This window comes from Solidesulfovibrio sp. (genome assembly GCF_029978005.1).
Lineage (GTDB): Bacteria > Desulfobacterota > Desulfovibrionia > Desulfovibrionales > Desulfovibrionaceae > Solidesulfovibrio.
Map to the genome: position 1 here is coordinate 24584 of NZ_JARKOZ010000144.1, position 24287 is coordinate 48870.

Here is a 24287-nt window from a genome sequence, read left to right on the forward strand (position 1 = left end):
ATCACCGGCCACGCCCATGAACATCCTCGCGCGCATCGGCCGCCTGCTCGCGGCGGCGGCCCTGGCCTCGGCCCCCGCTCTGCTCGCCCTTTTCCTCGTCGGCCGCTGCTTCGGCGTGGACCTCGTCGCGTTTTGCCCCGCCTACGATCCTGACCAGTTTTTCTATACGCGCGAGGCCGCCACCTTCGCCGCCGCCGGCTTCGACGGCGGCTATTACGGCGGCGACGGGCGCAAGGCGGTTCTCGGGCGTTTCGGAGCCCACGGCGCGGCCTATCCCGTGGTCTACGGCCTGGCGGCCAAGGCGCTCGGCGGCTGGGAGGACTGGCTCGGCCCGGCCTGCAACATGGCCCTGGTGGCCCTGGCCCTTGCCGTCTGCGCCCGTCGGCTTCCCCTGCCGGTCTTCGCCGCCCTGGCCGCCTGCCTGACCTTTTTCCCGCCCATGGTCTTCTACCTGCCCACGGCCTATCAGGACGCGCCGCAGATGGCCCTGGGGCTGGTCCTCGGCCTGGCCCTGGCCGGGCTTGCCGCCGCGCCCTCGCGGCGAAGGCTTTGGGGCGTTCTGGCCGGCGTGTTCCTGGCCAGCCTGACGCGGCCGACCTGGGCCGTGCTCTTTCCGGCGGCCTTGTTCCTGGCCGGCCCGGCCGGGATCAGGCAGGCGGTCCGGGCCGCCGTCCTCGGCGGGGTCTGTCTGGCGGCGGCCTACGCCGCCTTTTCGCTGACCGCCTCGCCCTGGGTGGCCGTGGCCGGCACCAATCCCGTGTCCAGCCTCGTTTCCGGCGGGCCGGCGGCGGCGCTGCCGCTTTTGGCCGCCAACCTGCGGACGCTGTTCGATTTTTCCGCCAACCGCCACCACACGCTGGTCCTTTTGCTCATGGCCGCCGCCGTGGCCCTGGCCCTGGCCGCGCCGGCCGACGGCCGCCAGGCTCGGCTCAAGGGCCTGGTTCTGCATGCCTGCAACTTCCTGGCTCCCTTCTGCCTGTACGTGGCCATCTACAACGGCTCTGGCCGCCACTTGACGCGCCTTCTGGCCGCCCACGGCGCGCTGTCCCTGGCCTACGCCGCGGCCGGGCTGCCCGGCCGGTCCCGGTCCCTGGTCCTGGCCCCGGTCCTGGCCGGTTGTTTGGCCCTTTTCCCGGCCACGGTGGCCGATTTCTCCCTGTACATCCGACCGGCCTACGACGGCGTGGCCGCGTATCGCGACCGCCTCGCCGCCCAGGCCGCGGCCATGGACCCGGCCCTGTCCCTGAGCCTCGGCGCGGCCTCGCCCTGGCTGCGCACCCTGGCCGTGCCCCTGCGCAACATGGCCGTGCCCTACCTGGCCGCGCCGCCGGCCTACGGCGTCGAGATCTACGGTCCCGAGGGGCTGGCCGCGCCGCTTGCGCCCGGTTTCGCCCTGCTCGGGCCGAAGGAGTACGCCAAGGCCGCCGCGCGCACGCCGCTGACCCCCGTGGCCGAGACCCCGGAAGGCACGCTCTACCGCAACGACGCCGCCTTCGGCTTCGCCCCCTGGCCGGAGGCCCGGCCGTGACCCGGCGCGAGGGGCTGGCCCGCCTGTCGCCATGGGCTCTGGCCGCGGTCTTTTTCACGGCCTTCGCCCTGGGGTCGGGCCACTTCGCCCACGAGGCGTCGCGCATGGCGCTGCTGCCGGAAATCGACCCGCCGGTCCGGCGCGAGCGGCTTCTGGCCTGCTCCAACATGGAGCAGACCGTGTCCGCCCCGGGCGTGGCCGACCTGCCGGCCGACGTCCCGGGCTGGGAGATGTTCGCCGTCGGCCCGGACGGCGCGCCGGCCACGGTCGTGGTGACGCTGCGCAAGGAGGCCGGCCGCGTGGTCTTTTATCCGCGCTTCGGCGAGGCCGGCGCGAGCGTGACCGTGGAGGAGCCGGTGGGGGGCTTCGCGCGAAAGCTCTTTTCCCTTGCCTCCCGGACCGACGGCTGGAGCCCGGTGGGCGCGCAGTACGCCCTGTGCCTGTCCTGCGTGGAAAACGGCTGGTCGGCGGAGGAGTTCCCCGTTACCCTGCGCCTGACGCTCACGGGCCGGGGCACCCAGCTCTGGCATCGGGGCGAGACCGTGTTCTTCGAGGTTCCATGAGAAACGACGCCCTGTTTCACGACGCCTTCGCCGGCCGCCGGGTGCTCATCCTCGGCGGGCTGGGGTTTCTGGGCGCGAGCCTGGCCCTGCGCCTGGCCGCCTGCGGCGCGACCCTGACGCTGGCCGACGCCATGATCGAGGAGTACGGCGGCAACCTTTTCAACATCGCCCCCATCCGCGACGCGGCCACGGTCAACTTCTGCGACATCCGCGACGCGGCGGCCATGAACTGGCTCGTGCGCGACCAGGACTTCGTGTTCCACAGCGCGGCCCAGGTCTGTCACTTGAAAAGCCTGTCCGATCCCTTCCCGGACATCGACATCAACATCACCGGCACGGCCGTGGTCATGGAGGCCCTGCGCAAGTTCAATCCCAAGGCCAAGGTGGTCAAGCTCGGCTCGCGGGGCCAGTACGGCTCCGTGGTCAAGCTGCCGGCCGGCGAGGAGACCCGGCCCGAGCCCAAGGGCATCTACGAGATCTCCCTGCTCGCCGCCGAGCACATCATGGCCAGCTACCACAGAAACCACGGCATCCGCTGCGTGCTCTCGCGCCTGACCAACATCTACGGCCCCCGGGCCCAGATGCGCCACAACCGCTTCGGCGTGGCCAACTGGTTCATGCGCCTGGCCATCGACGACGAGGCCATCCCCATCTTCGGCGACGGCCGCATCAAGCGCGACTTTCTCTACATCGACGACTGCGTGGAGGCCCTGCTGCTGCTTGCCGTCACGCCCGAGGCCGAGGGCGGAGTGTTCAACATCGGCCACGACCGGCCGTCGGATTTCCTGACCCTGGCCGAGACCATCGTGGAGACGGCCGGCCAGGGCCGTATCGCCTTCACGCCCTTCTCCCCGGAACGCAAGGCCCAGGAGCCCGGCGACTTCTACACCGACATCGCCAAGATCAGCGGCGTCACGGGCTGGCGGCCCCAAACCTCCCTGGCCGCGGGCGTGGCCGCGACCATCGCCTACTACCGGGAGCACAAGGAGCACTACTGGTGAGCGCGCCCAAGGACGTGTTCGTGCATCCCGCCGGCATCTGCGAAGCCGAGGCCGTGGGCCCGGGCACGCGCGTGTGGGCCTTCGCCCACGTGCTGCCGGGCGCGGTCATCGGCCGCGAAGCCAACATCTGCGACCATGTCTTCATCGAGGGCGGGGCGACGCTCGGCGACCGGGTCACGGTCAAGTGCCACGTGGCCCTGTGGGAGGGGGTGACCGTCGGCGACGACGTGTTCATCGGCCCGTCGGCGGTCTTCGCCAACGACCGCTACCCCCGCAGCAAGCGCTACGTGCCGGCCGTTTCCACGGTGCTGGAGAACGGCTGCTCCATCGGGGCCGGGGCGGTGCTCGCGCCCGGGGTGCGCATCGGCGCGTTCGCCATGGTCGGGGCCGGGGCGGTGGTCACGAAAGACGTCGCGCCCTTCGCCCTGGTCGTCGGCAATCCGGCCCGGCCCGTCGGGCTCGTGTGCCGCTGCGGCGGCAAACTTCTCCCCGCAAAGGAAGGACTGCGATGCTCCCAAGGCGACTGGACCGGGGACGCGCCCCACGCCGGGATGGCCTGCAGCGCCGCCCTGGACTGAGCCGGCCGCGCCTGGCCGTGGTGGTGCCGGTCTACGGCAACGAGGGCAGCCTGCCGGAGCTGTACCGGCGCATCGTGGCCGCCGTGGACGGGCTCGGCGTCGATCTGGCGCTGCAGTTCGTCAACGACCGCTCGCCCGACGGCTCCCAGCCGGTGCTGGAGGGACTCGCCGCGACCGACCCCCGGGTGCGGGTGCTGCTGCTCTCGCGCAACCATGGCTCGTTCACGGCCATCGCCGCCGGACTGGCCCACACCGCCGACTGCGACGCGGCGGTCATCCTTTCGGCCGATCTGCAGGACCCGCCGGAGATGATCCCGGAGATGGTGGCGCGCTGGCGGGCCGGCAAGAAGGTGGTGCTTTGCGCCCGCCGCCGCCGCGAGGACCCGGGCCTGTCCAAGTTCCTGGCCCAGGCCTTCCACTGGCTCTACCGCAAGGCGGTCATGCCGGAGATGCCGCCCGGCGGCTTCGACTTCTGCCTCATCGACCGCTGCGTGACGAAGGTGATCCTCCAGTCCTCGGAGAAAAAGACGAGCCTCATCGGCCTGATCGTCTGGGCCGGCTTCGACCGCGAGGTGCTCTTCTACGACCGGGCCGAGCGGGTGCACGGCCGGTCCATGTGGACGTTCGGCAAAAAGCTCTCCTACGCCTTCCATTCGGTGGTGGCGTTCTCCTCCTTTCCCCTCAAGGTGTTCGTGCTGCTGGGGCTGGCCATGTCGGTCTTAAGCGGCCTCGGCATCGCCTATGTGCTGATCGCCTCGGCTCTCGGACGCATCACCATCCCGGGCTGGCCGTCGGTGATCGTGCTCGAGCTCGTGATCGTGTCGCTGCTGTTCCTGGGCTTCGGCATCCTCGGCGGCTATCTCTGGAACAACCTGGAGCAGACGCGAAAGCGCCCGCTTTTCATCGTGGACAAGGAGATCGGCGGCAGGGGCTGTCCGCCCTGCGCACCCGGCGCGCCCGAGCGGCCGGCCAGGGCCGGGCAGGCCGGGCGGCGTCCCCGCAGCCAGCGGCGCGGGCGGTCGTAGGGGAGGAACTGGCGCGCCCGGAGAGGAGCTTGCGTGCCGGGGAAGAAAGCAGACGGAGGGCGGCAAGCCAAAAAGGCGTGGAATTATTCGATTTAGCTGGCGCGCCCGGAGAGATTCGAACTCCCGGCCTGCGGATTCGAAGTCCGACGCTCTATCCGGCTGAGCTACGGGCGCGCGGGAAAAAGCCTAAAGACTCCCAGGCATGCCCGTCAAGTCGCCGCGCCGGGCCGCCTTGCCCCGCGCTTCGGAGAAACGTCGGTTGCGGCGCTGGCGAAAAAACAATACCCACTTCCCAGGGGCCGTCCCGCCCCACGCCGCTCGCGGCATCGGGAGCATCGCCATGCGCTTTCTCATCGTGGATGACGATGAAAGCATCATCCTTTTTCTGCGCACCTTTCTGTCCGCCTACGCCGAGTGCCTGACCGCCAGCGACAGCCTGGAGGCTCTGGCCGCTTTCGAGGCCTCCCTCGAAGAGGACAGGCCCATCACCGCCGTTTTCATGGACATCCTCATGCCCGGCATGGACGGCAACGAGGTCGTCCAGGCCCTGCGCCGCATGGAAGAGGCCGCCGGTCCCCGCGAGCCCTTCAAGCTCGTCATGATCTCGGTGCTCACGGATACCAGGAACGTCAGCGAATCCTTCTTCCACGGCCGCGCCGACGCCTACCTGCCCAAGCCCCTGCGCCGCGAGGTGCTGCTCTCGGAACTGGCCAAGCTCGGCCTCATCGACGCCCCGGTGCTGCCGCTGTAGTGCGGCCAAGGCGTCGGCCGAAGACGTCCCGCCCAAACGGCGCCGTCGCGTCTTAAGGAGGCCGTCTCTCCTCCGCGGGAAGGCCGTTTCCGCTCTGTGGGTCCAGGGGGCGGGTGTCGCATCTACGAAGTATGCATGTACTTTCCCAGGGACAATATTCCAGTATCGTTTTTTTCTTAAAAACGTCCGGGTCCTTTAAGGGACACGAGACTCGCGTCGCCTGGGCGTGGCCGGCGGCTCGGGCGCGACGTTGTTCTGGGTGGCGAAGAAGGCTCCGCTCCAGGCCATGGCCTCGCTGGCGCAGGCCTTGACCGTTTCCAGGTCGAAGCCCAGGTTTTGCGTCAGCTCCTCCAGTCGCCCCCAGTCCGCGTCCTCGATGCAGCCCACCAGTTCGAGCAGCGGCTCGTATTCGCTTTGGGCCTCGCGCCGCAGCGCCGCCTTGAGCTTCTCCTCCAGGGGCAAAAGCTCGGTCACCTTGGCCATGGGCATGCCCAGGATGGCGTCGAGGAGCGAAAAAAGTCCCAGCAGGAACAGCGACCCCGGGTTGAAGTCCCAGTAGTCGTAGCGCGTGGCCACCAGCTCCAGGAAACGCGCCCGCTCCAGGGACAGCTCGGCCAGCTCGCGCGGCATGTCCCCGTGCTGGGACATGTCGGCCAGCATCACCGCCCGCAGCCAGTTGCGCATCTTCACCGACCCCAGGACCATGATGGCCTGCCTTATGGACTGGATCTTCTGGGGAAAGCCGAAGGCGGCGGAATTGAGGTAGGACAGCAGCCGAAAACTCACGGACACGTCGGAGGAGATGGCCTCGGCCAGGGCGTCCACGTCAGGGTCCTCGGACTCGATCAGGCGCATGAGGTTGAACCGGCTCATCTGGTGGGAAGTGAACTTACGCTCGGCCACCACCTCGGGTTCCTTGAAAAAGCGCCCCTGAAAAAGGGTGAACCCGGCGTTTTTGAGCGCCTCGAACTGTTCGAGCCCCTGCACCCGGGAGGCCAGCAGGATGACCTCCCGGCCCTTGGCCCGGTCCAGGAAGTCGCGGGGATCGGCCCCGCTCCCGGCGTCGAAGCACAACACGTCGGCCAGGCGCGCCAGCTCCGGCACGGCGGCCATGCCCGGGCCGTCCTCCAGGGCCAGGATGTAGCCGTCGGCGCGCAGCTGTCTGGCCGCGGCCACCACCGCCTCGGGCGATTGCACGGCGCCCACGGCCTTGACCACCCCGTGCTGGGAGGGGAGGGCGTAGGGGGCCTTGGCGAGCAGCCCCGCCTCGTCGAAGGGAGCCACGACCTTCTTGCCGCGCTCCACGGCGTGCTGCACGCCCATGTACGACGACGAGGCCAGGGAATCGGCCACATGCTCGCGGTCGGCGAAGCAGGTGAGCGTGGCGCAGGCGTCGTTGCCGCCCTGGATCTCGTAGCCCCACAGCTTGCGCTTGACGTCGAAAAGGGCCTGCTTGGTGAAGAAGAAAGGCGTGGTGCTGGTCGCGTCCTGTGCGTTCATGGCGCGTTCCCGGGTTGGCTGTTCGTTCGGGGAGTGAACCTGGACGTCCCGAGTCTGCCGCGATCATGCCCGAGGCGGGGCGCATTGACAACCGGTGGGGAGCGTTTTCCCTGGGCAGGTGCGCCGCCCCCAGGGAAAACGCTCAGGCGTCCGGAGCGGCCGCCGGCAACGTGAAGGTGAAAAAGCTCCCCTTGCCGGGCGCGCTTTGCACGTCGATTTCGCCGCCGTGGGCGAAGAGCACGGCCCGCACCAGGGACAGGCCCAGGCCCAGGCCGCGCTGGGAGCGGCTCTTGTCGGCCCGGTACAGGCGGTCGAAGATGCGCGGGATGTCGTCGGCGCTTATTCCTTCGCCGGTGTCGGCCACGCGCACCGTCACGGCCCCGCCCTCGCGCCAGGCCGAGACGTCCACCCGCCCGCCCGAAGGCGTGTACTTGACGGCGTTGTCCAGGAGGTTGCCGAGCACCTGGCGCATCCGGTCGGCGTCGGCCGTCACCGGCAGCCGGTCCATGGGGGCCACGGCGAGGAGCACGCCCTTTTCCTCGGCCACGTACTGGTAGATTTCCGTAATCTCGGCCACGAGCCCGGCCATGTCCGCGCAGCCCAGGTGCAGGCGCATGGCCCCGGTCTCGGCCTCGGAGATGTCCATGAGGATGCCGAGCATGGACACCATGCGGCGGGTCTCCTCGGCGCAGTCGAGCAGGGCCTCGCGCAGGGATTCGGCGTCGTTTTTGGTGGAGGCGGCCATTTCCACGGCGGCCAGGGTGCGGGTGGCCGGAGTGCGCAGGTCGTGGGCCACGTTGTCGAGCGCCTCGCGCATGCCGGAGATCAGGCTCTTGATCTTGTCGAGCATGGCGTTGAAAAGCCGCGCCAGTTCGTTGAGTTCGTCGTCGGCCCCCTTGTCGGGCACCCGGGCGTCCATACGCCCGGTGTCGATGGCCCGCACGGTGTCGATGAGCGCCTGGATGGGCTTGAGCGTGCGTCGGGCCAAAAGGAAGCCCGCGGCCAGGCCCACCAGGGCCACCAGGGCCATGATGCCGGCGAAGATGACCCGGAACTGGCGCAGCAGCCGTTCGCGGTCGCTGGCGTCCTTGCCCATGTAGACCATGCCCCCGCCGGGCAGGCTGCGGCAGGCCAGTTCGATGAGGCCGTCGCCGTCGGGCCGGGGCAGAAACGCCCACTGGATGCCCGGGCCGAGGTCGCGGGGAAGCTCGTCGGGCAGGGGGGCGGCGTCCGTGGGCGCGATCTGGGTCAGGGGCCGGCCGTCGGGATCGTCCAGACGCAGGTAGTATTCGTCGGAGTCGAAGTCCTCGCGCTCCATGCGCACGAATTCCACCAGGGCGGGCAGGCCGCGCTTGAGGGCGATGGAGGCGTATTCCCGCACCTTCTGGGCCATGGCCAGGCGGTCGCCGTCGCGCACGGCGTCGGAGAGCAGGGAATAGGCCAGCAGGAAAAGGATCAGGGCGCTCGAAATGAAGATCAGGGAGTAGTGGGCGGTCAGGCGGAAGGTGGTCGAACGGAAGAAGGCCCTACTCTTTAAGGACATATCCGACCCCGCGCAGGGTCTGCAGCATCTTCTTTTCCCAGTCCCTGTCGATCTTGTTGCGCAGCCGGCACACCAGCACGTCCACCAGGTTGGTCTGGGGGTCGAAATGGTAGTCCCAGACGTGCTCCATGATCATGGTCTTGGAGAGCACCTTGCCGGGATTGCGCATGAAATACTCGAGCAGCGCGAATTCCCGGGGCTGGAGCTGCACCGCGGTCTCGCCCCGGCGCACCTCGCGGGTGAGCAGGTTCATGGACAGCTCGCCCACGGTCAGGCGCGTGGGTTCGGACACGCTGGAGGAGCGGCGGATGAGCGCCTGGACCCGGGCCAGCAGCTCGGAAAAGGAGAAGGGCTTGGACAGGTAGTCGTCGCTGCCGGTCTCGAGGCCCCGCACCCGGTCCTCCACGGAACGCTTGGCCGAGAGGATGATGATGGGCGTGTTGATGCCGCGCCGGCGCAGCTCCTCGATGACCTTGAGGCCGTCGAGGCCGGGCAGCATGACGTCGATGACGGCCACGGCGTAGGGCTCGGTGGCGGCCAGATGCAGGCCGTCCACGCCGTTGGCGGCGTGGTCCACGGCAAAGCCGCTTTGTCGCAATCCGCCGATGATGAAGGAAGCGATTTTCTCGTCGTCCTCGACGAGCAGAATCCGCATGGGCCGTGTTTCCTTTCGCCTGTCGCCCTCGGGCCGGCGACCTGGTGCCTGTGTCTTTTGGTGCGCGGTGTACATGTAACGCCTCATAAGGTCCAGGGGGGCCGGGCGCTACGGATTTTCCCTGTTTTTCATATCTGTCATTAACTGGCAAGGTTGTTGTAAAGGCAAGAAATGGCGGGGTTTTTGTCTTTCATGTTTGTAATGGACGAGTAAGAGGCCAGAAAGGGGTCGGGGCATAGACCCCAATCGTCGACCGGGGGGAACCATCCGGACGACACGGGGGAACGGCCCGTGTGGGACGGGCCCTGTAGGCCGGGGGACTGGCCAGGACAAATTACCGCTCAAGGAGCCCATATCATGAAGAAGATCGTCATTTTCACCGTCATTTCCTGCCTGCTCGCCACCTCCATGGCCTTCGCCGGTACCAAGAAGAAGAAGAAAAAGACCACCAAGGCCGACAGCTACTCCGTGGTGGAAATCCTGAAGGCCAAGAAGAAGAACAAGAAGGCCACTCCGGCCCAGTAGTTTCCGCCGACTCCAGTGTTGCGAAAGGCCGGGGCCTCCCCGGCCTTTCGTTTTTTCGGGCCGGGGGTTGCGGCCGCGCGGCTTGACTTGGGGCCGGGCATCGGCAAGGATGCCATGTCGGAAGTCTTGCAATGCCGCGTCGCCAGAATTGTGGAGTGCCCCCATGCTCGTCGCCGACCTCATGACCAGCCAGTTGCGCTGCCTGCGCGAAACGGACAGCCTGGCCGACGCCATGGCCGCCATGCAGGAGCTTTTCATCCGCCACGTCCCGGTCGTGGACGAGGCGGGCGGGCTCGTGGGGCTCGTCACCCAGCGCGACGTGCTGTCCATGGAGCACAGGAAGGACCCGGTCACGCCGCTGCGGGACGTCATGCGCACGGACGTGGTCACCGTGACGCCGGACACCCCCCTGCGCGCCGCGGCCGAGACCATGATCTACAACAAGTTCGGCTGCCTTCCCGTGGTGCGGGAGGGCGAACTCGTGGGCATCATCACGGAAACAGACTTCCTCAAGCTGGCCATCTTTCCCATCGCGCCCAGGCGCGGCGACTGACCGCTCCGGGCTCGGCCCAAACCGCACGGAGGGTGCCGCTCCATGATCCGTTTCGGCGTTTTGCTGCTCGCCCTCGCCGCCGTCCTGCTGCCGCCGGCCGCGCTGCCGACGCCGGCCCGCGCCGCGGGGCTCGAGCTTTCGCGCTACAAGGACCTGCGCAACGAATACATGAAGGTGACGGACATCAAGGAGCGGGAGCGCACCGAGGAGCGCTACGTGCCCTCGGCCGGCAAGGTCACGCTCAAGCAGGTGCCCTACAAGGAAGTGCTCGTCACGGCCGAGCTGCGGCAAAAGCCCCCGTCCAGCATGGATTCCATGTTCGGCGCCAGCGACGCCCAGCCCTTCCTCAAGGTCTGCATGGCCCGCTTCGACGCGGCGGACAAGCTCATCGAGGAGGAGTGCCAGGGGCTGCGCTTCGAGAGCATGGTCAAGGGCAACGTCGGCACGGCCATGTTCCGCGTGCCCGAGGGCACGGCGCGCTACGACATCCGCATGGCCGAAGCCAAGGGCGACAAGGGCTCGGCCATCAAGCTGTGGTATCCCACCAACTGACGCATCGCCCGGCCATATAACGGTTGCCTTCCAAAAGCACCCTGGCTATACGGTTTTTTCATCGGGAGACATGACGGGCCGCCGCGCCTTCGCACGGCGGCCCGTCGCGTCCGATCCCGACGCCAGGGGGTTTTCATGACGCCGCCCCGCATCCTGGTCGTCGAGAAGGATCGCGCCGCCGCCGCAGCCCTGGCGGAGCGGCTTTGCGCGCACGGCTACGAAACGCTCGGACCGGCCGCCTCCTGCCGCGAGGCCCTGGAGGCCGCCGACGCCCATCGGCCCGACCTGGCCGTCATGGACCTCGTGCTGGAAGGGGCCTGCGACGGCGCGGACGCGGCGGCGCTTTTGCGCGAAGGCCACGGCATCCCGGTCGTCCTGCTCTCCCGAAACGGCGAGGCCGCCCGCCTGGACGAGGTCCGCAAGGCCTCCGTCGCCTGCCTCCTGCCCAATCCCCCGGACAGCCAGGCCCTCATCGGGGCCATCGAGACGGCCCTGGCGGCAAGCCGCCTGGAGATCGCCAGGCAGCGGCTCGAGGCCAGCAGCCGGGCCGTGTTCGCGGCCACGCCCACGGCCCTGCTCCTGCTCGAGCGCGACGGCGTGGTGGTGGACGCCAACCCGGCCGCGCACAAGCTTTTCGGCTGCGGCCTCGAGGGGCTGGCCGGCGCGTCCCTGGCCGGACTGCTCGCCCCGGGCGAGGCCGGCGTCGCGGCGACGCTTCTTGCCGCCGCCGGCGGCGGCGAAACGGGCAGGGCAGTGGCCAAGGGCATGCGCCTGGACGGTTCGGCCTTTCCCGTGGCCCTGACCCTGGCGCCCCGGGTGAGCGAGGAGGACGGCCGGATGCTGCTCGAGGCCCGGGCCACGCGCCAGCCCGGGGTGCGGCCGGACCTGCCGGAAATCGACCTGGAAAGCGCGCCCGAGGGATTTTTCGTCATCGACGCCGAGGACCGGCTGCGCCTGGCCAACGCCGCCGCCGGCCGCATCTTCGGCCTGTGCGGGGCGCCGCCGGCCGGCACGCCCCTGGAAGCGGCCCTGCCCGAGGAGCTGGCCGGGGCGCTTTCCCGCGACGCGGCCCGGGTCATCGCCTGGAACGAGCCGGTGCGCAAGGAAATGACCGTGGCCGTCGGCGGCGCGGACAAGACCCTGCTCGTGTGCCTGTTCCCCATGGGGCACGACGAGGCCTCGCGCATGGCCGCCGGCCTCGTCACGGACATCACCGACCGCAAGCTCCTGGAAAGCCAGCTGGCCCACATGGCCTTCCACGATCCGCTCACCGGCCTGCCCAACCGCAGCCTGTGCCTGGACCGCATCCGCCAGGCCATCGAGCGGTCCAAGCGCCGCGACAACTACCAGTACGCGGTCATCTTTTTGGACCTCGACCGGTTCAAGGTCATCAACGACAGCCTGGGCCACCACATGGGCGACCGGCTCCTGGAGGGCGTGGCCAAGCGGCTGCGCGAATGCGTGCGGGGCCTGGACACCGTGGCGCGCCTGGGCGGCGACGAATTCGTGGTGCTGCTCGAGGAGACGGGCTCCTACCGGGAGATCGTGCGCATCGTCAAACGCATCCGCGCCGCCATCGGCACCGTCTTTCCCCTGTGCGGCCACGACATCCACGTTTCCTGCTCCATGGGCATCGTCATCAGCCCCTGCCTCTACGACAAGCCCGAGGAGCTCCTGCGCAACGCCAACATCGCCCTGCACCGGGCCAAGTCCGAGGGGCGCAACCGCTTCAAGGTCTTCAACACCCGCATGCTGGAGGACGCCATCCGGCTCATGGACCTGGAGAGCGATCTGCGCCAGGCGCTTCGGCGGGGGGAGTTCTTTCTGGATTACCAGCCCATCCTGGCCCTGCGCGACCGGCGGCTGACGGGCTTCGAGGCGCTCGTGCGCTGGCGGCGGCCGGGCCGGGGCGTGGCCTCGCCCATGGAGTTCATCCCCGTGGCCGAGGACACGGGGCTCATCGTGCCGCTGGGGGCCTGGGTGCTGCGGGAGGCCTGCCGGACCATGGCCGCCTGGCAGGAGGCCTTCCCCGAGTCCCGGGCCATGTCCATGAGCGTCAACCTTTCGGCCAAACAGCTGGCCCAGCCGACCATGGTCGAGGACGTGGCCCGCATCCTGCGCGAGACCGGCCTCGATCCCCATGCGCTCAAGCTCGAGATCACCGAAACGGTCATCATGGACAACCCCGAGGTGTCGATCCTGCGCTTGAAGCGCCTCAAGGAGCTCGGGGTGCGCCTGTCCGTGGACGACTTCGGCACGGGCTACTCGTCCCTTTCCTATCTCCAGCGCTTCCCCATCGACACCCTCAAGGTGGACCGGGCCTTCGTCAGCGACATCGAGGCCAGCGAGAACCGCAAGATCGTGGGCGCGGTGGTGGCGCTCGCCCACAGCCTGGGCCTGGACGTGGTGGCCGAGGGCGTGGAGCTCGAGACCCAGTCCGACGTGCTGACCGGCTTCGCCTGCGAGGCCGGGCAGGGGTTCCTGTTCTCCCGCCCGGTCTGCCGCGAGGACGTCGAGCGGATGCTGGAGCAGGGCGGGCGTGAGGCGACGCCCGCCGCTTCGTAAGCACCGCGTCCCCTTCGGACCGCAAGGTGCAAGCAACGCGTTCAGGCAACATCGCCGCAGCGGATTTCCCTCCATCATGCGCCGGGCAAGGCTGGCACGTCGTATCGCAATCCCGCCAGCAGGTCTTGGACTCGCGCACGGGCATAGCTGTGCCGTCTCAGGTGGAGCTTCTTGTTTTCTTGAAAAAAGTGTTGTATAAAATATGAACATATAGGATATGTTCAATGCTATTAGTCTTATTGCCAAGGCGAAGTAAGCATGGGGCGCTATTTGATGTCAATATAGGGCGGAAATATGAAAAATATTAAACTTGGCCTCAAGATCGGGGTCGGATTCGGTTTTCTCGTATTGGTCGCCTTGACTCTGGGGCTGCTCGGCGTCTGGAACATGCGCGGCGTGGAAAAGACGTCCGTGGTGCTGTCGCAGCAGTACATCCCGGAAACCGGCATCGCCAACGAGATCGAGCGGACGTCCATGCTGATCATGTACGCCATGCGCGGCTATACCATGAGCACGGACCCGAAATACCGTGCGGAGGCCAAGACCGAGATCGAGGCCGTGCGCAAGGCCCTGGGAAAAGCCAGGGAGCTTTCGGCCAAGTACCCCTCGCTGGTCCGCCTCAAGGCCGACCTGCCCAAGGCCGAGGCCGGGGCCGAGGCCTATTTCGCTCTGTCCGAGGAAACCGAAAAGCGCGTCAAGTCCCTGGCCGCCTCGCGCCAGGCCATGGATGCCGCCGCGGCCGAGTTCGTCGAGAGCGTCGAACTGTTGTCGGAAAGCCAGAACAAGCAGTTCACCCAGGAGATCCGCGACGAGGCCGCGAGTGCCAGGCTCGAGGAACGGCTCGCCAAGGTGGCCGACATCTCGGCCATCATCGAGATAGGTTTCGACATCCGGGTCAGGAATTTCAAGGCCCAGGCAGCAAACGACCGCAGTCTGCGCCTACAGGCCCTGCAGCAGTTCCCCAAGCTCGACGAGGTGGTCAAGCGCCTGGCCGCCGTCACGCGCACGGCCGAGAACAAGAAGGAAGTCGGGGACGTGCAGCAGGCCCTGGGGCGCTACAAGGAAGCCATGACGGCCTTCGACGCCGACGTGGCGGCCCTGGACGAGCTTGCGGTCAAGCGCAACCAGGCGGGGGCGGAAATCGAGGAACTGGCCAAGGACATGGCCAAGGCGGGCATGGCCAACACCCAGCACCTGGCCGACGCCGCCGCCTCGGATCTCGGCACGGCCAACATCGTCATGGTCTCCGGCCTGGCCATGGCCTTGCTGCTCGGCGTCGGCGTGGCCGTGGTTCTCACCCGCGCCATCACCCGGCCGATCCTGTCCAGCGTGGCCTTTGCCGACAAGGTGGCCGGCGGCGACCTCGACGGGGTCCTCGACGTGCATCAGGGCGACGAGGTGGGCAGGCTGGCGGACAGCCTGCGCACCATGGTGGAGCGCCTCAAGGAGCGCATCCGCGAGGCCGACGCCCGCTCGGCCGAGGCGGCCGAGGAGGCGCGCAAGGCCCGGGAGGCCATGGACCGGGCCGAGGCGGCCCAGCGCGAGGCCGCCGCCCAGCGCGACGCCATGCTGACCGCCGCCGTCACCCTGCAGGAGGTGGCCCAGGCCACGGCCACGGCCTCGGAGGAGCTTTCGGCCCAGATCGAGCAGGCGGCCAGCGGCGCGGCCCGGCAGTCCCAGAGCGCCGGCGAGACGGCCACGGCCATGGAGGAGATGAACTCCACCGTGCTCGAAGTGGCGAAAAACGCCTCCATGGCCGCCGGTACGGCCGAGCAGGCCAAGGACAAGGCCCTCCAGGGCAAGGAGGTCGTGGACGGCGTCGTCAAGGGTATCGGCACGGTGCAGTCCCACGCCCGGGAGCTGCAGCAGGACATGGAGGCGCTGGGCGAGCGGGCCAAGGGCATCGGCGCCATCATGAACGTCATTTCCGACATCGCCGACCAGACGAACCTTTTGGCGCTCAACGCCGCCATCGAGGCGGCCCGGGCCGGGGAAGCCGGCCGGGGATTCGCCGTGGTGGCCGATGAGGTGCGCAAGCTCGCCGAAAAGACCATGACCGCCACCAAGGAGGTGGGCGACGCCGTGTCCGGCATCCAGCAGGGCACGGCCGGCAACGTGGACAAGGTCAAAAAGACCGTGGGGACCATCGCGGACACGACGCGCCTGGCCACCCAGTCCGGCGAGGCCTTAAACGAGATCGTGTCCCTGGCCGACATGGTGGCGAGCCAGATCCAGTCCATCGCCACGGCCTCGGAGCAGCAGTCGGCCACCAGCGAGGAGATCAACCGCAGCATCGAGGACATCAACCGCATCTCCATGGAGGCCTCGGACGGCATGCGGCAATCGGCGCAGGCCGTGGCCGGCATGGCCGAGCAGTCCGCGGTGCTCACGCGGCTGATCGCCGAAATGCGCGGCGGCGAGTCCGGCGCGCCGTCCGGCAAGGCCGTCCCCAGGGCGCTGTCCGCACGAAGGTGACCCCGCACGGCAAAGCGTTTCTTCGGGGCCGGTCCCTTCGCCGCCGCGTGCGGCGGACGGACCGGCCCTTTCGTTTCCGCACGGCGCGGCCGCCGCTTACAGGGTCTGGGTCAGCGAGGTGACGGTGACCTCCAGCACCCGCGTGGCGAAAGGGAATTTCTCCTTCATGAGGTCGAATTCCGGCCCCGAGCGCAGGAAGCGGGCCGTGCCGCGCAGGTGAAAGCCCGTGCCCGGGCCGCGCCGGCCGGCCACCTCCTTGCTGCCGAGGGTGAGCTGCACGGCGTCGTTGACCTGGGTCTTGCGCTCCGTCTCGCGCATCTTCCAGGCGGGGATGAGCAGCGTGCCGTCCCGGGGCGAGACCAGGTAGGAATTCCAGGTGTTGACCACATGGGCCTCGCCGTCGGCGCAGGTCACGATGGCGACCACGCCTTCCTTGCCGAGCACTTCGCGAAAGGTCTCCGTGAACATGGATCGTCTCCTTGCGTGGGGATAATTATAGATAACATATATCTTTAATATCCATAATTAGGCCGCCCGGCCCGGTCAAGACAAAACCGCCGTCGCCGGGTATTTTGGAAAAATTCCCGGGCATGGAGGCGGCAGGTGCAATTCAGTGTCGGCGTAGAGTACGCGTTTCATTCGCTTTTTTACATGATCGATCTGCCTCCCGGCACGACGGTGGGGATCAGGCCGCTGGCCGGGCTCCACGGCATCACCGAGAGCTATCTTTCGAAGATATTTTCCAAGCTGCGCAAGGCGGGCATCGTCCGGTCCATCGCCGGGGTGAAGGGCGGCTACGAGCTGGCGCGCCCGGCCGGCGAGGTGACGTTCTGGGACGTGGTGGAGGCGGTGGAGGGACCGTCGTTTTTCTTCCAGTGCGCCGAGATCCGCCAGAAGAATATTTTCGAGGACGAGCCCGCCGCCGTTTCGGGCAAGTGCCCCTGCCTGATCAAGGTGGTGATGCAGGAGGCCGAGGAGGCGTTTCGCGACAAGCTGCGGGCCAGGACCCTGGGCTGGCTCCACGAGCAGGTCCGGGGCGGCTTTTCGGAGAAGAAGCGGCAAGCCATGGCGGCCTGGGTGCGGTCGCTGTAGCCCGGCCGTTTTTCGCGGCTTTCCGGCTGCCCCTCGCCATCTCAAGCACTTGAGAATTTACGCCATGTTGGCGGACGCGACCCGGCGGTCGGGTCCAGGATTTGTTCGAAGAGGGGAGAGCGGGGCTTGCGCGGAGTGGGGATGGGGATTACATGTGCACAGTACATGCATTGTAGGCATTGTATGCACTGTCCCCCATGAGCACGAGGTGACCCAAATGGCTACGCCGATCAAGCCCACCCCTGTCCTCTACGACCGGGAGGCGCAAACTTTTGAGCGCAGGATTTCGGAGGACGTCGGTTCTCCGGTAAAGGTGACGCGCGCTCCAAGCCTCGACAAAGCCAAGTCCCTGGTCTTTGGTCGTGACAAGCAGCCCGCGAAATAGCTACGAAGATTTCGACTGCCTCTTGAAGCCCGTGGACGACTTCACGTTGTTCGCGGGCTTTTCATGTGGCGATGCGGACCTTGACGATTTTTTCATAAACGAAGCCCAGCCGCACGAAGACCAGCTTCTGGCCAAGATGTACTCGTTTTACCTGAAGGACAACTGGTCAGTGTCAGATGCCGTGGCCTTTTGCAGCATGTCGAACGACTCGGTAAAGCTGTCCAACAGGAAAAAGAGCCAGACATTCCCCGAGGGCAAGCGCTACAAATCGTATCCCGCCGTGAAGATAGGGCGCTTGGGGACGCGCAGGGAGTATCAAGGCCAAAGCATCGGCTCCCGCCTCCTGTGGGCCGTCAAGGTTCTTTTCATCACGGACAATCGAACAGGTTGCCGGTTCGTCACCGTGGACGCCTACAATACTCCTCGTGCTATCCACTTTTATGCAAGAAACGACTTCTTCTTTCTTACCGATGAGGACAAGGCGGACCAGAGCAGGTCCATGTATTGCGACCTGCTCAGGTTTAAGAACAGCTTGGTGGACGCCGGCTAAATAAACAACCGGGCGGCCCCTTGCGGAGCCGCCCGGCGGTTCGTTGGCGATATGGCGAAGGCCGATTACTCGGCCATGAGCTTCTTGATGCGGTCCTTGAGCTCGCGAAGGCGGGCCAGGCGTTCGCCCAGCGCCTCCTGCTTCTCGCGTTCCTTGGCCACCACCTCGGCCGGGGCGCGGGAGACGAAGTCGTCGTTGCCGAGCTTTTTCTCCACCACGGTCAGTTCCTTGACCGTCTTCACCTCTTCCTTGGACAGCCGCAGATACTCCACGTCGAAGTCCACCGCGCCGGAAAGCGGCACGAACAGCGCGCACGCGCCGGCGGCCGTGGAGGCCGAGGCCTTGGGCGCGATCACTTCCGGGCCGGCCGTGAACGTCTCGAGCTTGGCCAGAAACACGATCATGGCCGCGTTGGCCGAAAGCGACGCCGCCTGGGCCTCGTTTTCCGTGTGCACAAGCCCCGTGAGCTTGACCCCGGGGTTGATGTTGAGCTCGGCCCGGATGTTGCGCACGCCGACCACCACGGCCTTGAGTAGGTCCATGTCCGCCTCGGCCGCGTCGGAGACCAGCTCCGGCCGCGCCGGCGGATAGGGGACCCGGGCCAGGTTGGGGTCGGCCGCGCCCGGCAGCTTGCTCCAGACCTCCTGGGTGACGAAGGGGATGAAGGGGTGGAGCAGAGTGAGGACTTCCGAAAGCACGGTCAGGAGCACGCGCTTGGCCGCGCCCTTTTTGGCCTCGTCCTCGCCGCCGAGGTCCACCTTGGCCATCTCCAGGTACCAGTCGCAGAATTCCCGCCAGAAGAAGGCGTAAAGCTCCTGCGCCGCCTCGTTGAACTGGTAGCCCTCCACGGCCCTGGCCACCGTCTCCTTGAGCCGCTCCAGGCGCGAGAGGATCATGGCGTGGCACAGCCCGGCCTTGGCCGCCTCGGCGAGCGGCAGCTCCGGCGCGCCGCCGGAAAGGTGCATGAGGGCGAAGCGGGCCGCGTTCCACAGCTTGTTGACGAAGTGGCGGTAGCCCTCGATGCGCTCCTCGGAGAGCTTGATGTCGCGGCCCATGGCGGCGAAGGCGGCCAGGGTGAAGCGCAGGGCGTCCGTGCCGTAGCGGTCCATCATGACCAGGGGGTCGATGACGTTGCCGAGCGACTTGCTCATCTTCTTGCCGTCGGCGTCGCGCACCAGGGCGTGGATGTAGACCTGCCTGAAGGGCACCTCGTGGCGGAAGTGCAGGCCCATCATCATCATGCGGGCCACCCAGAAAAAGAGGATGTCGAAGGCCGTGACCAGCACCGAGGTGGGGTAGAAGGTCTTGAGCTCCTTGGTCTCGTCGGGCCAGCCCATGGTGGAAAACGGCCACAGCGCCGAGGAGAACCAGGTGTCCAGCACGTCCGGGTCGCGGGTGAGCAGCGTCCCGCCGCAGGCCGGGCAGGTGGTCGGGTCCTCGCGCGAGACGATGAGCTCGCCGCAGGCGTCGCAGGTCCAGGCCGGAATGCGGTGGCCCCACCAGATCTGGCGCGACACGCACCAGTCGCGGATGTTGTCGAGCCAGTCGTAATAGGTCTTGGTCCACTGGTCGGGCAGGATGGTGGTATGGCCGCGTTCCACGGCCTCGCGGGCCACCTTGGCCAGCGGGCCGGTTTTGACGAACCACTGCTTGGACACGTAGGGCTCGATGACAGTGCGGCAGCGGTAGCACTCGCCCACGTTGTGCTCGTAGTCGCGGATGTCGTCGAGGAGGGTGAGCTCCTTTAAGTCCTCGATCACGGCCTTGCGCGCGGCCTGCCGGTCCAGGCCCCGGTACTTCTCGGGCGCGTTGTCGTTGATGCGCCCGGCCTCGTCCATGACGGAGATGACTTCCAGGCCGTGCTTGCGGCCCAGTTCGAAGTCGTTCATGTCGTGGGCCGGCGTGACCTTGAGGCACCCGGTGCCGAACTCGCGTTCCACATAGGCGTCGGCGATGATGGGGATGCGCCGGCCGACCAGGGGCAGGACGACGTGCTTGCCCACGAATTCCCTGTAGCGTTCGTCCTCGGGATGCACGGCCACGGCCGTGTCGCCGAGCAGCGTCTCGGGCCGGGTGGTGGCGATGGTGACGAAGGTGTCTTCCATGCCCTCCACGGGGTAGCGGATGTGGTAGAGCTTGCCGATGTGCGGGGCGTATTCCACTTCCAGGTCGGCCAGGGCGGTGTGGCAGCGCGGGCACCAGTTGATGATGTAGTCGCCCCGGTAGACGAGTCCCTCTTCGTACAGGCGCACGAACACCTCGCGCACGGCGCGCGAGAGGCCCTCGTCAAAGGTGAAGCGCTCCCGGGTCCAGTCCACGGACGCACCCAGGCGCTTGATCTGGTTGAGGATCTTGCCGCCGTATTCCTCACGCCACTTCCAGACCCGCTCGACGAAGGCCTCGCGGCCGAGTTCCTCGCGGGACTTGCCCTCGGCGGCCAACGACCGCTCCACCACGTTTTGCGTGGCGATGCCGGCGTGGTCCGTGCCCGGCACCCACAGGACCTTGCGGCCCCGCTGGCGGTGGTAGCGGCACAGGATGTCCTGGATGGTGACATTCAAGGCATGGCCCATGTGCAGGGCGCCGGTGACGTTCGGCGGCGGGATGACGATGCTGTAGGGCTCTCCCGGGCCGTCGGGGTCCGGGGTGAAGGTCTTTTCGTCCTGCCAGTACGCGATCCAACGGGCTTCGACGTCGGCCGGCTCGTATCCCTTGGAGAGGGCCTCGCTGGTCATTGTGCGCTCCTTCGAAAAAACGCGGCGCGTCGCGCCGCTTCGGCGGCCCTGGATACAAAAGATCGGGGCCAATGTCACGGCCCGGCCGGGGCCACGGGCGGGTTGCCGGCCGCTCGCTCTCCCGTTAGGCTTTTCCCATGGCCGCGTCCATCCGGGTCCTGTGGGACCATTCGCAGTTGTGGGGTTTGCTTGCCTGCCGGGGGCTCGCCGCCGTCGGCGCGGACTTTTCGCCCGTGACCTGCCGGGAAGTGGCCGAGGGCGCGCTTTCGCGCGACGCGCCCCGGCTGCTCGTCGTGCCGGGCGGCTTCGCCCGGCTCAAGCACGAGGCCCTGGGGCACGACGGCGCGCGGGCCGTGCGCGACTACGTCTCCGGGGGCGGGGGCTATTTCGGCATCTGCGGCGGGGCGGGGCTGGCCCTGTCCCACGCCGACGGCCTGCGGCTTTGCTCCTGGACGCGCCGGACCTTCGCCGACCGGCTGGAGCACCTGGTCAGCGGCCACGTGCGGCTGCGCCTGGACCCGGATTCCGCCCTGTGCCCGCCGTCGGCCCCGGAGGACCTTTCCGTGCCGGTGTGGTGGCCGGCCGGGTTCGCGCCGCCGCTCGGCGGGGTCGATCCCGACGTCATGGTGGCCGCGACCTACGTCGGACCCGGGCCGGACCTGATGCTGGCCGACGTGGCCCTGGGGGCCATGGACGCGGCCAGGCTCGCCGCCTGCCGGGAGCGTTTCGGCCTGCGCCTGCCGCCGGCCTTTCTCGACGGCGGGGCCTGCGTGCTGAGCGGACGTTTCGGGCAGGGGCGCTACGTGCTGTCCCACGCCCATCTGGAGACCCCGGACTCGCCCGGGGCCAACGCCTGGTTCGGCCACATCCTGGGGCTGCTGACCCGGGAGGACCGCCTGGGCCGTGCCGTGCCGGCCTGGGACCCCGAGACGGAGCCGGCGCGCTTCGACGATCCCCACCTGGCCGCCGCCCGGCGCGCCCTGGCCAGGGCCGTGGGCTCCGGCCTGGACGCCCGGCTGCTTTTCCGGCGAAACGCCTGGCTGCTCGGCTGGCGGCCGGGCATGCCCGGCTTTTCCCTGTCGAGCCTGGCCGGCATGCTGGCCGGCGCGGCCGCCCTGCCGCCCAACGGCGCCGCCCGGGAATACTGGCGGCAGGCCGGACCGGAATTCGCCGCGCGCCTGGAAGGCTTCGTCGACCGGTTGCTGACGTTTTTCCCGGCCCAGCGCCTGGAGATCACCCTATCCCTGGTCAATGGCTCCAAGTGCCCGGCCACGGACCTGGCCGCCGAACGTCAGGAGCTTTTCGGCTCCCCGCCGGGCGGCGGCGGGCTGTGCGGCGAACTGGCCGCCCTGCTCGACGGGCTGCTGCTGCGCCTTTTTTCCTGAAACGCCGGCCGGCGTCAGCGCAGGGCGCAGGCCCGGGCGCAGCGCTCCCGCACCACGCCGTCCGGCAGCCCCAGGTGGGCGGCGGCGCAGGCCTGGCACAGGGTGATGGGCTCGGCCAGGGGCATGCCCCCGTTCTTGGCGTTTTCCAGCACCATGGCGAAGACCGCCTCGGCCAGGTCGGCCCGGGCCGGGACGACGGCGGCGGATCGCGCGGGCGCGCCCGGGCTCGCCGCAGGATCTTCGGCCAGGGCCGCGAGCAGGCAAACGACGGCCGCCAGGGCCGCGCCGGCAAGGATCTTCTTGACAACGGACATGGTCTTTTCCTCCCGTGAAAAGGGGTCGCGCCCGGTCTTTACGCAGGCCCGGGCGTATGCCATAGGCCAGGAAGTACCGGATGTAGCAGGCCGGCGGGGAGGCGATCCAATCGCAATGACGGAAGCGCCGCTTCCGTTTCCCTGAAGGCCGGGCGACGCGACGCCGGGAGGGGCGTTGTGGAATACTACCATCTGCGGACCTTCGTGGCCGTGGCCGAGGAAGAGCACCTCACCAGGGCGGCCGAGCGGCTCCACGCCAGCCTGCCGGCGGTCAGCGCCCATGTGCGCGGCCTGGAGGACGAGCTCGGCGTGCCGCTTTTCGTGCGCACCCCCAGGGGCATGCGTCTGACGGGCGAGGGCAGGGCCCTGCTCGACGAGGCCAGGCGGGCTCTGTCGGGCCTGGACGCCGTGCGCGATCGCGCCGGGGAGCTGCGGCGCGAGGTCACGGGCGTGGCCCGCATCGGGCTCAACAACGAAGCGGCCCGGATGCGGGTGCCGGAACTGCTGGCCGTGCTCGGCCGGCGGCACCCCGGGGTGGAGATCCATCTGGTCAATTCCAGTTCGCCGCGCATCCTGGACGCCGTGCGCCAGGAGAAGCTGGACCTGGGGTTCGTCTACGACAACATCATCGAGCCGGGACACGAGGTGGCGGCCCAGCCCCTGGAGGACGTGCCCATGGCCGTGGTCGGGCCCACGTCCTTTGCCGAGCGCATGCGCCGGGCGGACTGGGAGACCATCGCCGCCCTGCCCTGGGTGTGGTTCTCGGAGCGCTGCCCGTTCCAGTTCCTGCTCGAGGCGTCGTTTTCCTGCCGCGACCTCGTGGTCAACAAGGTCATGTGCGGCGACAGCGACGCCACCTTGCGCACCCTGGTGGCGGCCGGCGTGGGGCTCACGCTCCTGCGCCGCGACGACGCCCTGGACGCCGCCGCCGCCGGCGAGGTCTGTCTGTGGGAGCGCGAGGGGCTGACCCTGGGGTTGTCCCTGGTCCATCGTCGGGACCGGGCCGAGGATCGGGTGATCATGGCCGTGGCCGAAGCCGTGGCCGTGGTCTGGGGGCTGCCGGCGCACCGGCGCTGAGGCGGCCGTTTTGGCATCATCGCGGGAGAAGGAAGCGCACTTATGGGCGAGACGACGACGCCCGACCAGGGGTTTTTCCCCTGGCGGGTCGCGTGCGGCTTGGCGGCCCTGGTCATGACCCTGGCGGTCATGGCCCTGGCCCAATCGAATCACGACGAGGACGACCCCTCGGCGAACCAGGTCTTTTCCGGCGGCGCGTTCGGCTATGCCGACGCCCAGGGCGAGCAGGTGCTCGTGCCGGTGGAGACGGGGCTGGCTCGGGGCATGAAAGGGTTTCGCAAGGCCGTGGCCGCGCCCGGCCGGGTCGTGCCCCTGAGCTTTGCCGGGGTGCGCCGGGGCGGCGACGCCGACGGCGACGGCGTGGCGGATTTTCACGAGACGCCCGGGGCGCTGTTCGCCGCCGGCGGCCAGGTCGGACCGGGCGGCGACGTGTTCGTGGCCACGGACGGCTTTCTGGCCGAGCGGCAGGTGCTCGGGGTGAGCCCCCTGGACGGCCGGGAGTGTCCGGCCCGGCTGCGGGGGGCGTTGTCCGCCCGGGCCGGGCGGCCCGTGCTGTGGTGCCGTCAGGTGGCCTCGGTGGAGGGCGGCGGCGTGCTGTCCCTGGCCCGGTTCGCGCCCAGGGGGCGCGACGAGCTGGCGACGCTGACCTACGCCGACTCCCGGGAACTGGTTTTTCTGGACTACCCGGCCACGGCAGATCCCGGCGGCACCTGGCGCGAGGACGACGGGGGGGAATTTCCCGTGGCCGGCTACACGCCGCTTTTCGCCTTCCGCACCGCCGGCGGCCTGGAGCTGGCCGTGCGCGTGAGCGGCGGGGAAGGAGCGGCCATGGACCTCTACCGCCAGGACGGCGAGACGTTCGTGCCGTTCGTCGCCGCTTCCCGGACGCGGCCTTAGCGGCATCGAGAGGCCGCCGTCCGACCGCGACGCCTTCC

23 protein-coding genes and 1 tRNA gene are annotated in these 24287 nt (G+C 68.4%); 17 read left to right on the plus strand and 7 right to left on the minus strand.

Annotation, left to right across the window (positions count from 1 at the left end):
• The first annotated feature begins 16 nt into the window (after positions 1-16).
• The 5 genes from Q1K70_RS16270 to Q1K70_RS16290 are packed head-to-tail and all read left to right on the plus strand — an operon-like array spanning position 17 to position 4695.
• Positions 17-1528 (plus strand): hypothetical protein, encoded by a 1512-nt coding sequence (locus tag Q1K70_RS16270; RefSeq protein WP_300161647.1) that lies wholly within the window; start codon positions 17-19, stop codon positions 1526-1528.
• Positions 1525-2091, plus strand: a complete 567-nt coding sequence (locus Q1K70_RS16275; protein WP_300161649.1) for a hypothetical protein — start codon at positions 1525-1527, stop codon at positions 2089-2091. The genes Q1K70_RS16270 and Q1K70_RS16275 overlap by 4 nt, the downstream gene beginning before the upstream one ends.
• Positions 2088-3092: an NAD-dependent epimerase/dehydratase family protein gene (locus Q1K70_RS16280; RefSeq protein WP_300161651.1), complete on the plus strand. Its 1005-nt coding sequence runs from the start codon at positions 2088-2090 to the stop codon at positions 3090-3092. The genes Q1K70_RS16275 and Q1K70_RS16280 overlap by 4 nt, the downstream gene beginning before the upstream one ends.
• Positions 3089-3670, plus strand: a complete 582-nt coding sequence (locus tag Q1K70_RS16285) for an acyltransferase (RefSeq protein WP_300161653.1) — start codon at positions 3089-3091, stop codon at positions 3668-3670. The genes Q1K70_RS16280 and Q1K70_RS16285 overlap by 4 nt, the downstream gene beginning before the upstream one ends.
• On the plus strand, positions 3601-4695 hold the full coding sequence (locus Q1K70_RS16290; RefSeq protein WP_300161655.1) for a glycosyltransferase family 2 protein: 1095 nt from the start codon (positions 3601-3603) through the stop codon (positions 4693-4695). The genes Q1K70_RS16285 and Q1K70_RS16290 overlap by 70 nt, the downstream gene beginning before the upstream one ends.
• 97 nt (positions 4696-4792) lie before the next feature.
• Here Q1K70_RS16290 and Q1K70_RS16295 read toward each other — a convergent pair.
• Positions 4793-4869 (minus strand) — tRNA-Arg (locus Q1K70_RS16295).
• A 166-nt stretch (positions 4870-5035) separates the two neighbouring features.
• Here Q1K70_RS16295 and Q1K70_RS16300 point away from each other — a divergent pair.
• Complete coding sequence (locus tag Q1K70_RS16300; RefSeq protein WP_300161657.1) at positions 5036-5446, plus strand: response regulator; 411 nt, start codon at positions 5036-5038, stop codon at positions 5444-5446.
• Between the two features lie 195 nt (positions 5447-5641).
• Here the strand turns inward: Q1K70_RS16300 and Q1K70_RS16305 are convergent, their stop codons facing one another.
• From Q1K70_RS16305 to Q1K70_RS16315, 3 genes are all read right to left on the minus strand, one after another.
• On the minus strand, positions 5642-6946 hold the full coding sequence (locus tag Q1K70_RS16305; protein WP_300161659.1) for an HDOD domain-containing protein: 1305 nt from the start codon (positions 6944-6946) through the stop codon (positions 5642-5644).
• 142 nt (positions 6947-7088) lie between these two features.
• The gene (locus tag Q1K70_RS16310; protein ID WP_300161661.1) at positions 7089-8489 is read right to left on the minus strand and encodes an ATP-binding protein; all 1401 of its coding nucleotides are present in this window, start codon (positions 8487-8489) and stop codon (positions 7089-7091) included.
• A complete protein-coding gene (locus tag Q1K70_RS16315; protein ID WP_300161663.1) occupies positions 8473-9144 on the minus strand; it encodes a response regulator transcription factor in 672 nt (223 codons plus the stop codon). Before Q1K70_RS16315 ends, Q1K70_RS16310 begins: the two co-directional genes overlap by 17 nt.
• A gap of 357 nt (positions 9145-9501) precedes the next feature.
• Here Q1K70_RS16315 and Q1K70_RS16320 point away from each other — a divergent pair, with 357 nt between their 5' ends.
• From Q1K70_RS16320 to Q1K70_RS16340, 5 genes are all read left to right on the plus strand, one after another.
• Positions 9502-9669: a hypothetical protein gene (locus Q1K70_RS16320; protein WP_300161665.1), complete on the plus strand. Its 168-nt coding sequence runs from the start codon at positions 9502-9504 to the stop codon at positions 9667-9669.
• Positions 9670-9832: 163 nt separating this feature from the next.
• Entirely contained in the window at positions 9833-10222 is a 390-nt protein-coding gene (locus tag Q1K70_RS16325) for a CBS domain-containing protein (protein ID WP_300161667.1), read from the plus strand.
• 42 nt (positions 10223-10264) lie between these two features.
• Positions 10265-10774: a hypothetical protein gene (locus Q1K70_RS16330; RefSeq protein WP_300161669.1), complete on the plus strand. Its 510-nt coding sequence runs from the start codon at positions 10265-10267 to the stop codon at positions 10772-10774.
• Positions 10775-10909: 135 nt separating this feature from the next.
• The gene (locus Q1K70_RS16335; RefSeq protein ID WP_300161671.1) at positions 10910-13339 is read left to right on the plus strand and encodes an EAL domain-containing protein; all 2430 of its coding nucleotides are present in this window, start codon (positions 10910-10912) and stop codon (positions 13337-13339) included.
• Between the two features lie 294 nt (positions 13340-13633).
• Complete coding sequence (locus Q1K70_RS16340; protein WP_300161673.1) at positions 13634-15814, plus strand: methyl-accepting chemotaxis protein; 2181 nt, start codon at positions 13634-13636, stop codon at positions 15812-15814.
• Between the two features lie 96 nt (positions 15815-15910).
• Here the strand turns inward: Q1K70_RS16340 and Q1K70_RS16345 are convergent, their stop codons facing one another.
• Positions 15911-16282, minus strand: a complete 372-nt coding sequence (locus Q1K70_RS16345) for a pyridoxamine 5'-phosphate oxidase family protein (protein WP_300161675.1) — start codon at positions 16280-16282, stop codon at positions 15911-15913.
• 135 nt (positions 16283-16417) lie between these two features.
• Here Q1K70_RS16345 and Q1K70_RS16350 point away from each other — a divergent pair, with 135 nt between their 5' ends.
• The 3 genes from Q1K70_RS16350 to Q1K70_RS16360 all read left to right on the plus strand — a co-directional run bounded on the left by Q1K70_RS16350 (position 16418) and on the right by Q1K70_RS16360 (position 17841).
• Positions 16418-16906 (plus strand): Rrf2 family transcriptional regulator, encoded by a 489-nt coding sequence (locus Q1K70_RS16350; RefSeq protein ID WP_300161677.1) that lies wholly within the window; start codon positions 16418-16420, stop codon positions 16904-16906.
• 217 nt (positions 16907-17123) lie between these two features.
• A complete protein-coding gene (locus tag Q1K70_RS16355) occupies positions 17124-17291 on the plus strand; it encodes a hypothetical protein (protein WP_300161679.1) in 168 nt (55 codons plus the stop codon).
• Positions 17292-17322: 31 nt separating this feature from the next.
• On the plus strand, positions 17323-17841 hold the full coding sequence (locus Q1K70_RS16360) for a GNAT family N-acetyltransferase (RefSeq protein ID WP_300161680.1): 519 nt from the start codon (positions 17323-17325) through the stop codon (positions 17839-17841).
• 65 nt (positions 17842-17906) lie between these two features.
• Here Q1K70_RS16360 and Q1K70_RS16365 read toward each other — a convergent pair whose 3' ends face one another.
• Positions 17907-20576: a valine--tRNA ligase gene (locus Q1K70_RS16365; protein ID WP_300161682.1), complete on the minus strand. Its 2670-nt coding sequence runs from the start codon at positions 20574-20576 to the stop codon at positions 17907-17909.
• Between the two features lie 137 nt (positions 20577-20713).
• Here Q1K70_RS16365 and Q1K70_RS16370 point away from each other — a divergent pair, with 137 nt between their 5' ends.
• Positions 20714-21961 (plus strand): BPL-N domain-containing protein, encoded by a 1248-nt coding sequence (locus Q1K70_RS16370; protein WP_300161684.1) that lies wholly within the window; start codon positions 20714-20716, stop codon positions 21959-21961.
• Between the two features lie 14 nt (positions 21962-21975).
• Here Q1K70_RS16370 and Q1K70_RS16375 read toward each other — a convergent pair whose 3' ends face one another.
• Positions 21976-22275 carry a hypothetical protein gene (locus Q1K70_RS16375; protein ID WP_300161686.1) on the minus strand — a complete coding sequence of 100 codons (300 nt, stop codon included), beginning with the start codon at positions 22273-22275 and terminating at the stop codon, positions 21976-21978.
• Positions 22276-22452: 177 nt separating this feature from the next.
• Here Q1K70_RS16375 and Q1K70_RS16380 point away from each other — a divergent pair, with 177 nt between their 5' ends.
• The gene (locus tag Q1K70_RS16380; protein ID WP_300161688.1) at positions 22453-23352 is read left to right on the plus strand and encodes a LysR family transcriptional regulator; all 900 of its coding nucleotides are present in this window, start codon (positions 22453-22455) and stop codon (positions 23350-23352) included.
• A 42-nt stretch (positions 23353-23394) separates the two neighbouring features.
• Positions 23395-24249, plus strand: coding sequence for a hypothetical protein (locus Q1K70_RS16385; protein ID WP_300161691.1), 855 nt, complete (start codon positions 23395-23397; stop codon positions 24247-24249).
• Positions 24250-24287: the final 38 nt, after the last annotated feature.

Coding starts and splice junctions, on each gene's coding strand:
- Q1K70_RS16270 (WP_300161647.1), top strand. CDS start 17: ATGAACATCCTCGCGCGCATCGGCCGCCTGCTCGCGGCGGCGGCCCTG.
- Q1K70_RS16280 (WP_300161651.1), top strand. CDS start 2,088: ATGAGAAACGACGCCCTGTTTCACGACGCCTTCGCCGGCCGCCGGGTG.
- Q1K70_RS16290 (WP_300161655.1), top strand. CDS start 3,601: ATGCTCCCAAGGCGACTGGACCGGGGACGCGCCCCACGCCGGGATGGC.
- Q1K70_RS16300 (WP_300161657.1), top strand. CDS start 5,036: ATGCGCTTTCTCATCGTGGATGACGATGAAAGCATCATCCTTTTTCTG.
- Q1K70_RS16305 (WP_300161659.1), bottom strand. CDS start 6,946: ATGAACGCACAGGACGCGACCAGCACCACGCCTTTCTTCTTCACCAAG.
- Q1K70_RS16310 (WP_300161661.1), bottom strand. CDS start 8,489: ATGTCCTTAAAGAGTAGGGCCTTCTTCCGTTCGACCACCTTCCGCCTG.
- Q1K70_RS16315 (WP_300161663.1), bottom strand. CDS start 9,144: ATGCGGATTCTGCTCGTCGAGGACGACGAGAAAATCGCTTCCTTCATC.
- Q1K70_RS16320 (WP_300161665.1), top strand. CDS start 9,502: ATGAAGAAGATCGTCATTTTCACCGTCATTTCCTGCCTGCTCGCCACC.
- Q1K70_RS16325 (WP_300161667.1), top strand. CDS start 9,833: ATGCTCGTCGCCGACCTCATGACCAGCCAGTTGCGCTGCCTGCGCGAA.
- Q1K70_RS16330 (WP_300161669.1), top strand. CDS start 10,265: ATGATCCGTTTCGGCGTTTTGCTGCTCGCCCTCGCCGCCGTCCTGCTG.
- Q1K70_RS16335 (WP_300161671.1), top strand. CDS start 10,910: ATGACGCCGCCCCGCATCCTGGTCGTCGAGAAGGATCGCGCCGCCGCC.
- Q1K70_RS16340 (WP_300161673.1), top strand. CDS start 13,634: ATGAAAAATATTAAACTTGGCCTCAAGATCGGGGTCGGATTCGGTTTT.
- Q1K70_RS16345 (WP_300161675.1), bottom strand. CDS start 16,282: ATGTTCACGGAGACCTTTCGCGAAGTGCTCGGCAAGGAAGGCGTGGTC.
- Q1K70_RS16355 (WP_300161679.1), top strand. CDS start 17,124: ATGGCTACGCCGATCAAGCCCACCCCTGTCCTCTACGACCGGGAGGCG.
- Q1K70_RS16365 (WP_300161682.1), bottom strand. CDS start 20,576: ATGACCAGCGAGGCCCTCTCCAAGGGATACGAGCCGGCCGACGTCGAA.
- Q1K70_RS16370 (WP_300161684.1), top strand. CDS start 20,714: ATGGCCGCGTCCATCCGGGTCCTGTGGGACCATTCGCAGTTGTGGGGT.
- Q1K70_RS16375 (WP_300161686.1), bottom strand. CDS start 22,275: ATGTCCGTTGTCAAGAAGATCCTTGCCGGCGCGGCCCTGGCGGCCGTC.
- Q1K70_RS16385 (WP_300161691.1), top strand. CDS start 23,395: ATGGGCGAGACGACGACGCCCGACCAGGGGTTTTTCCCCTGGCGGGTC.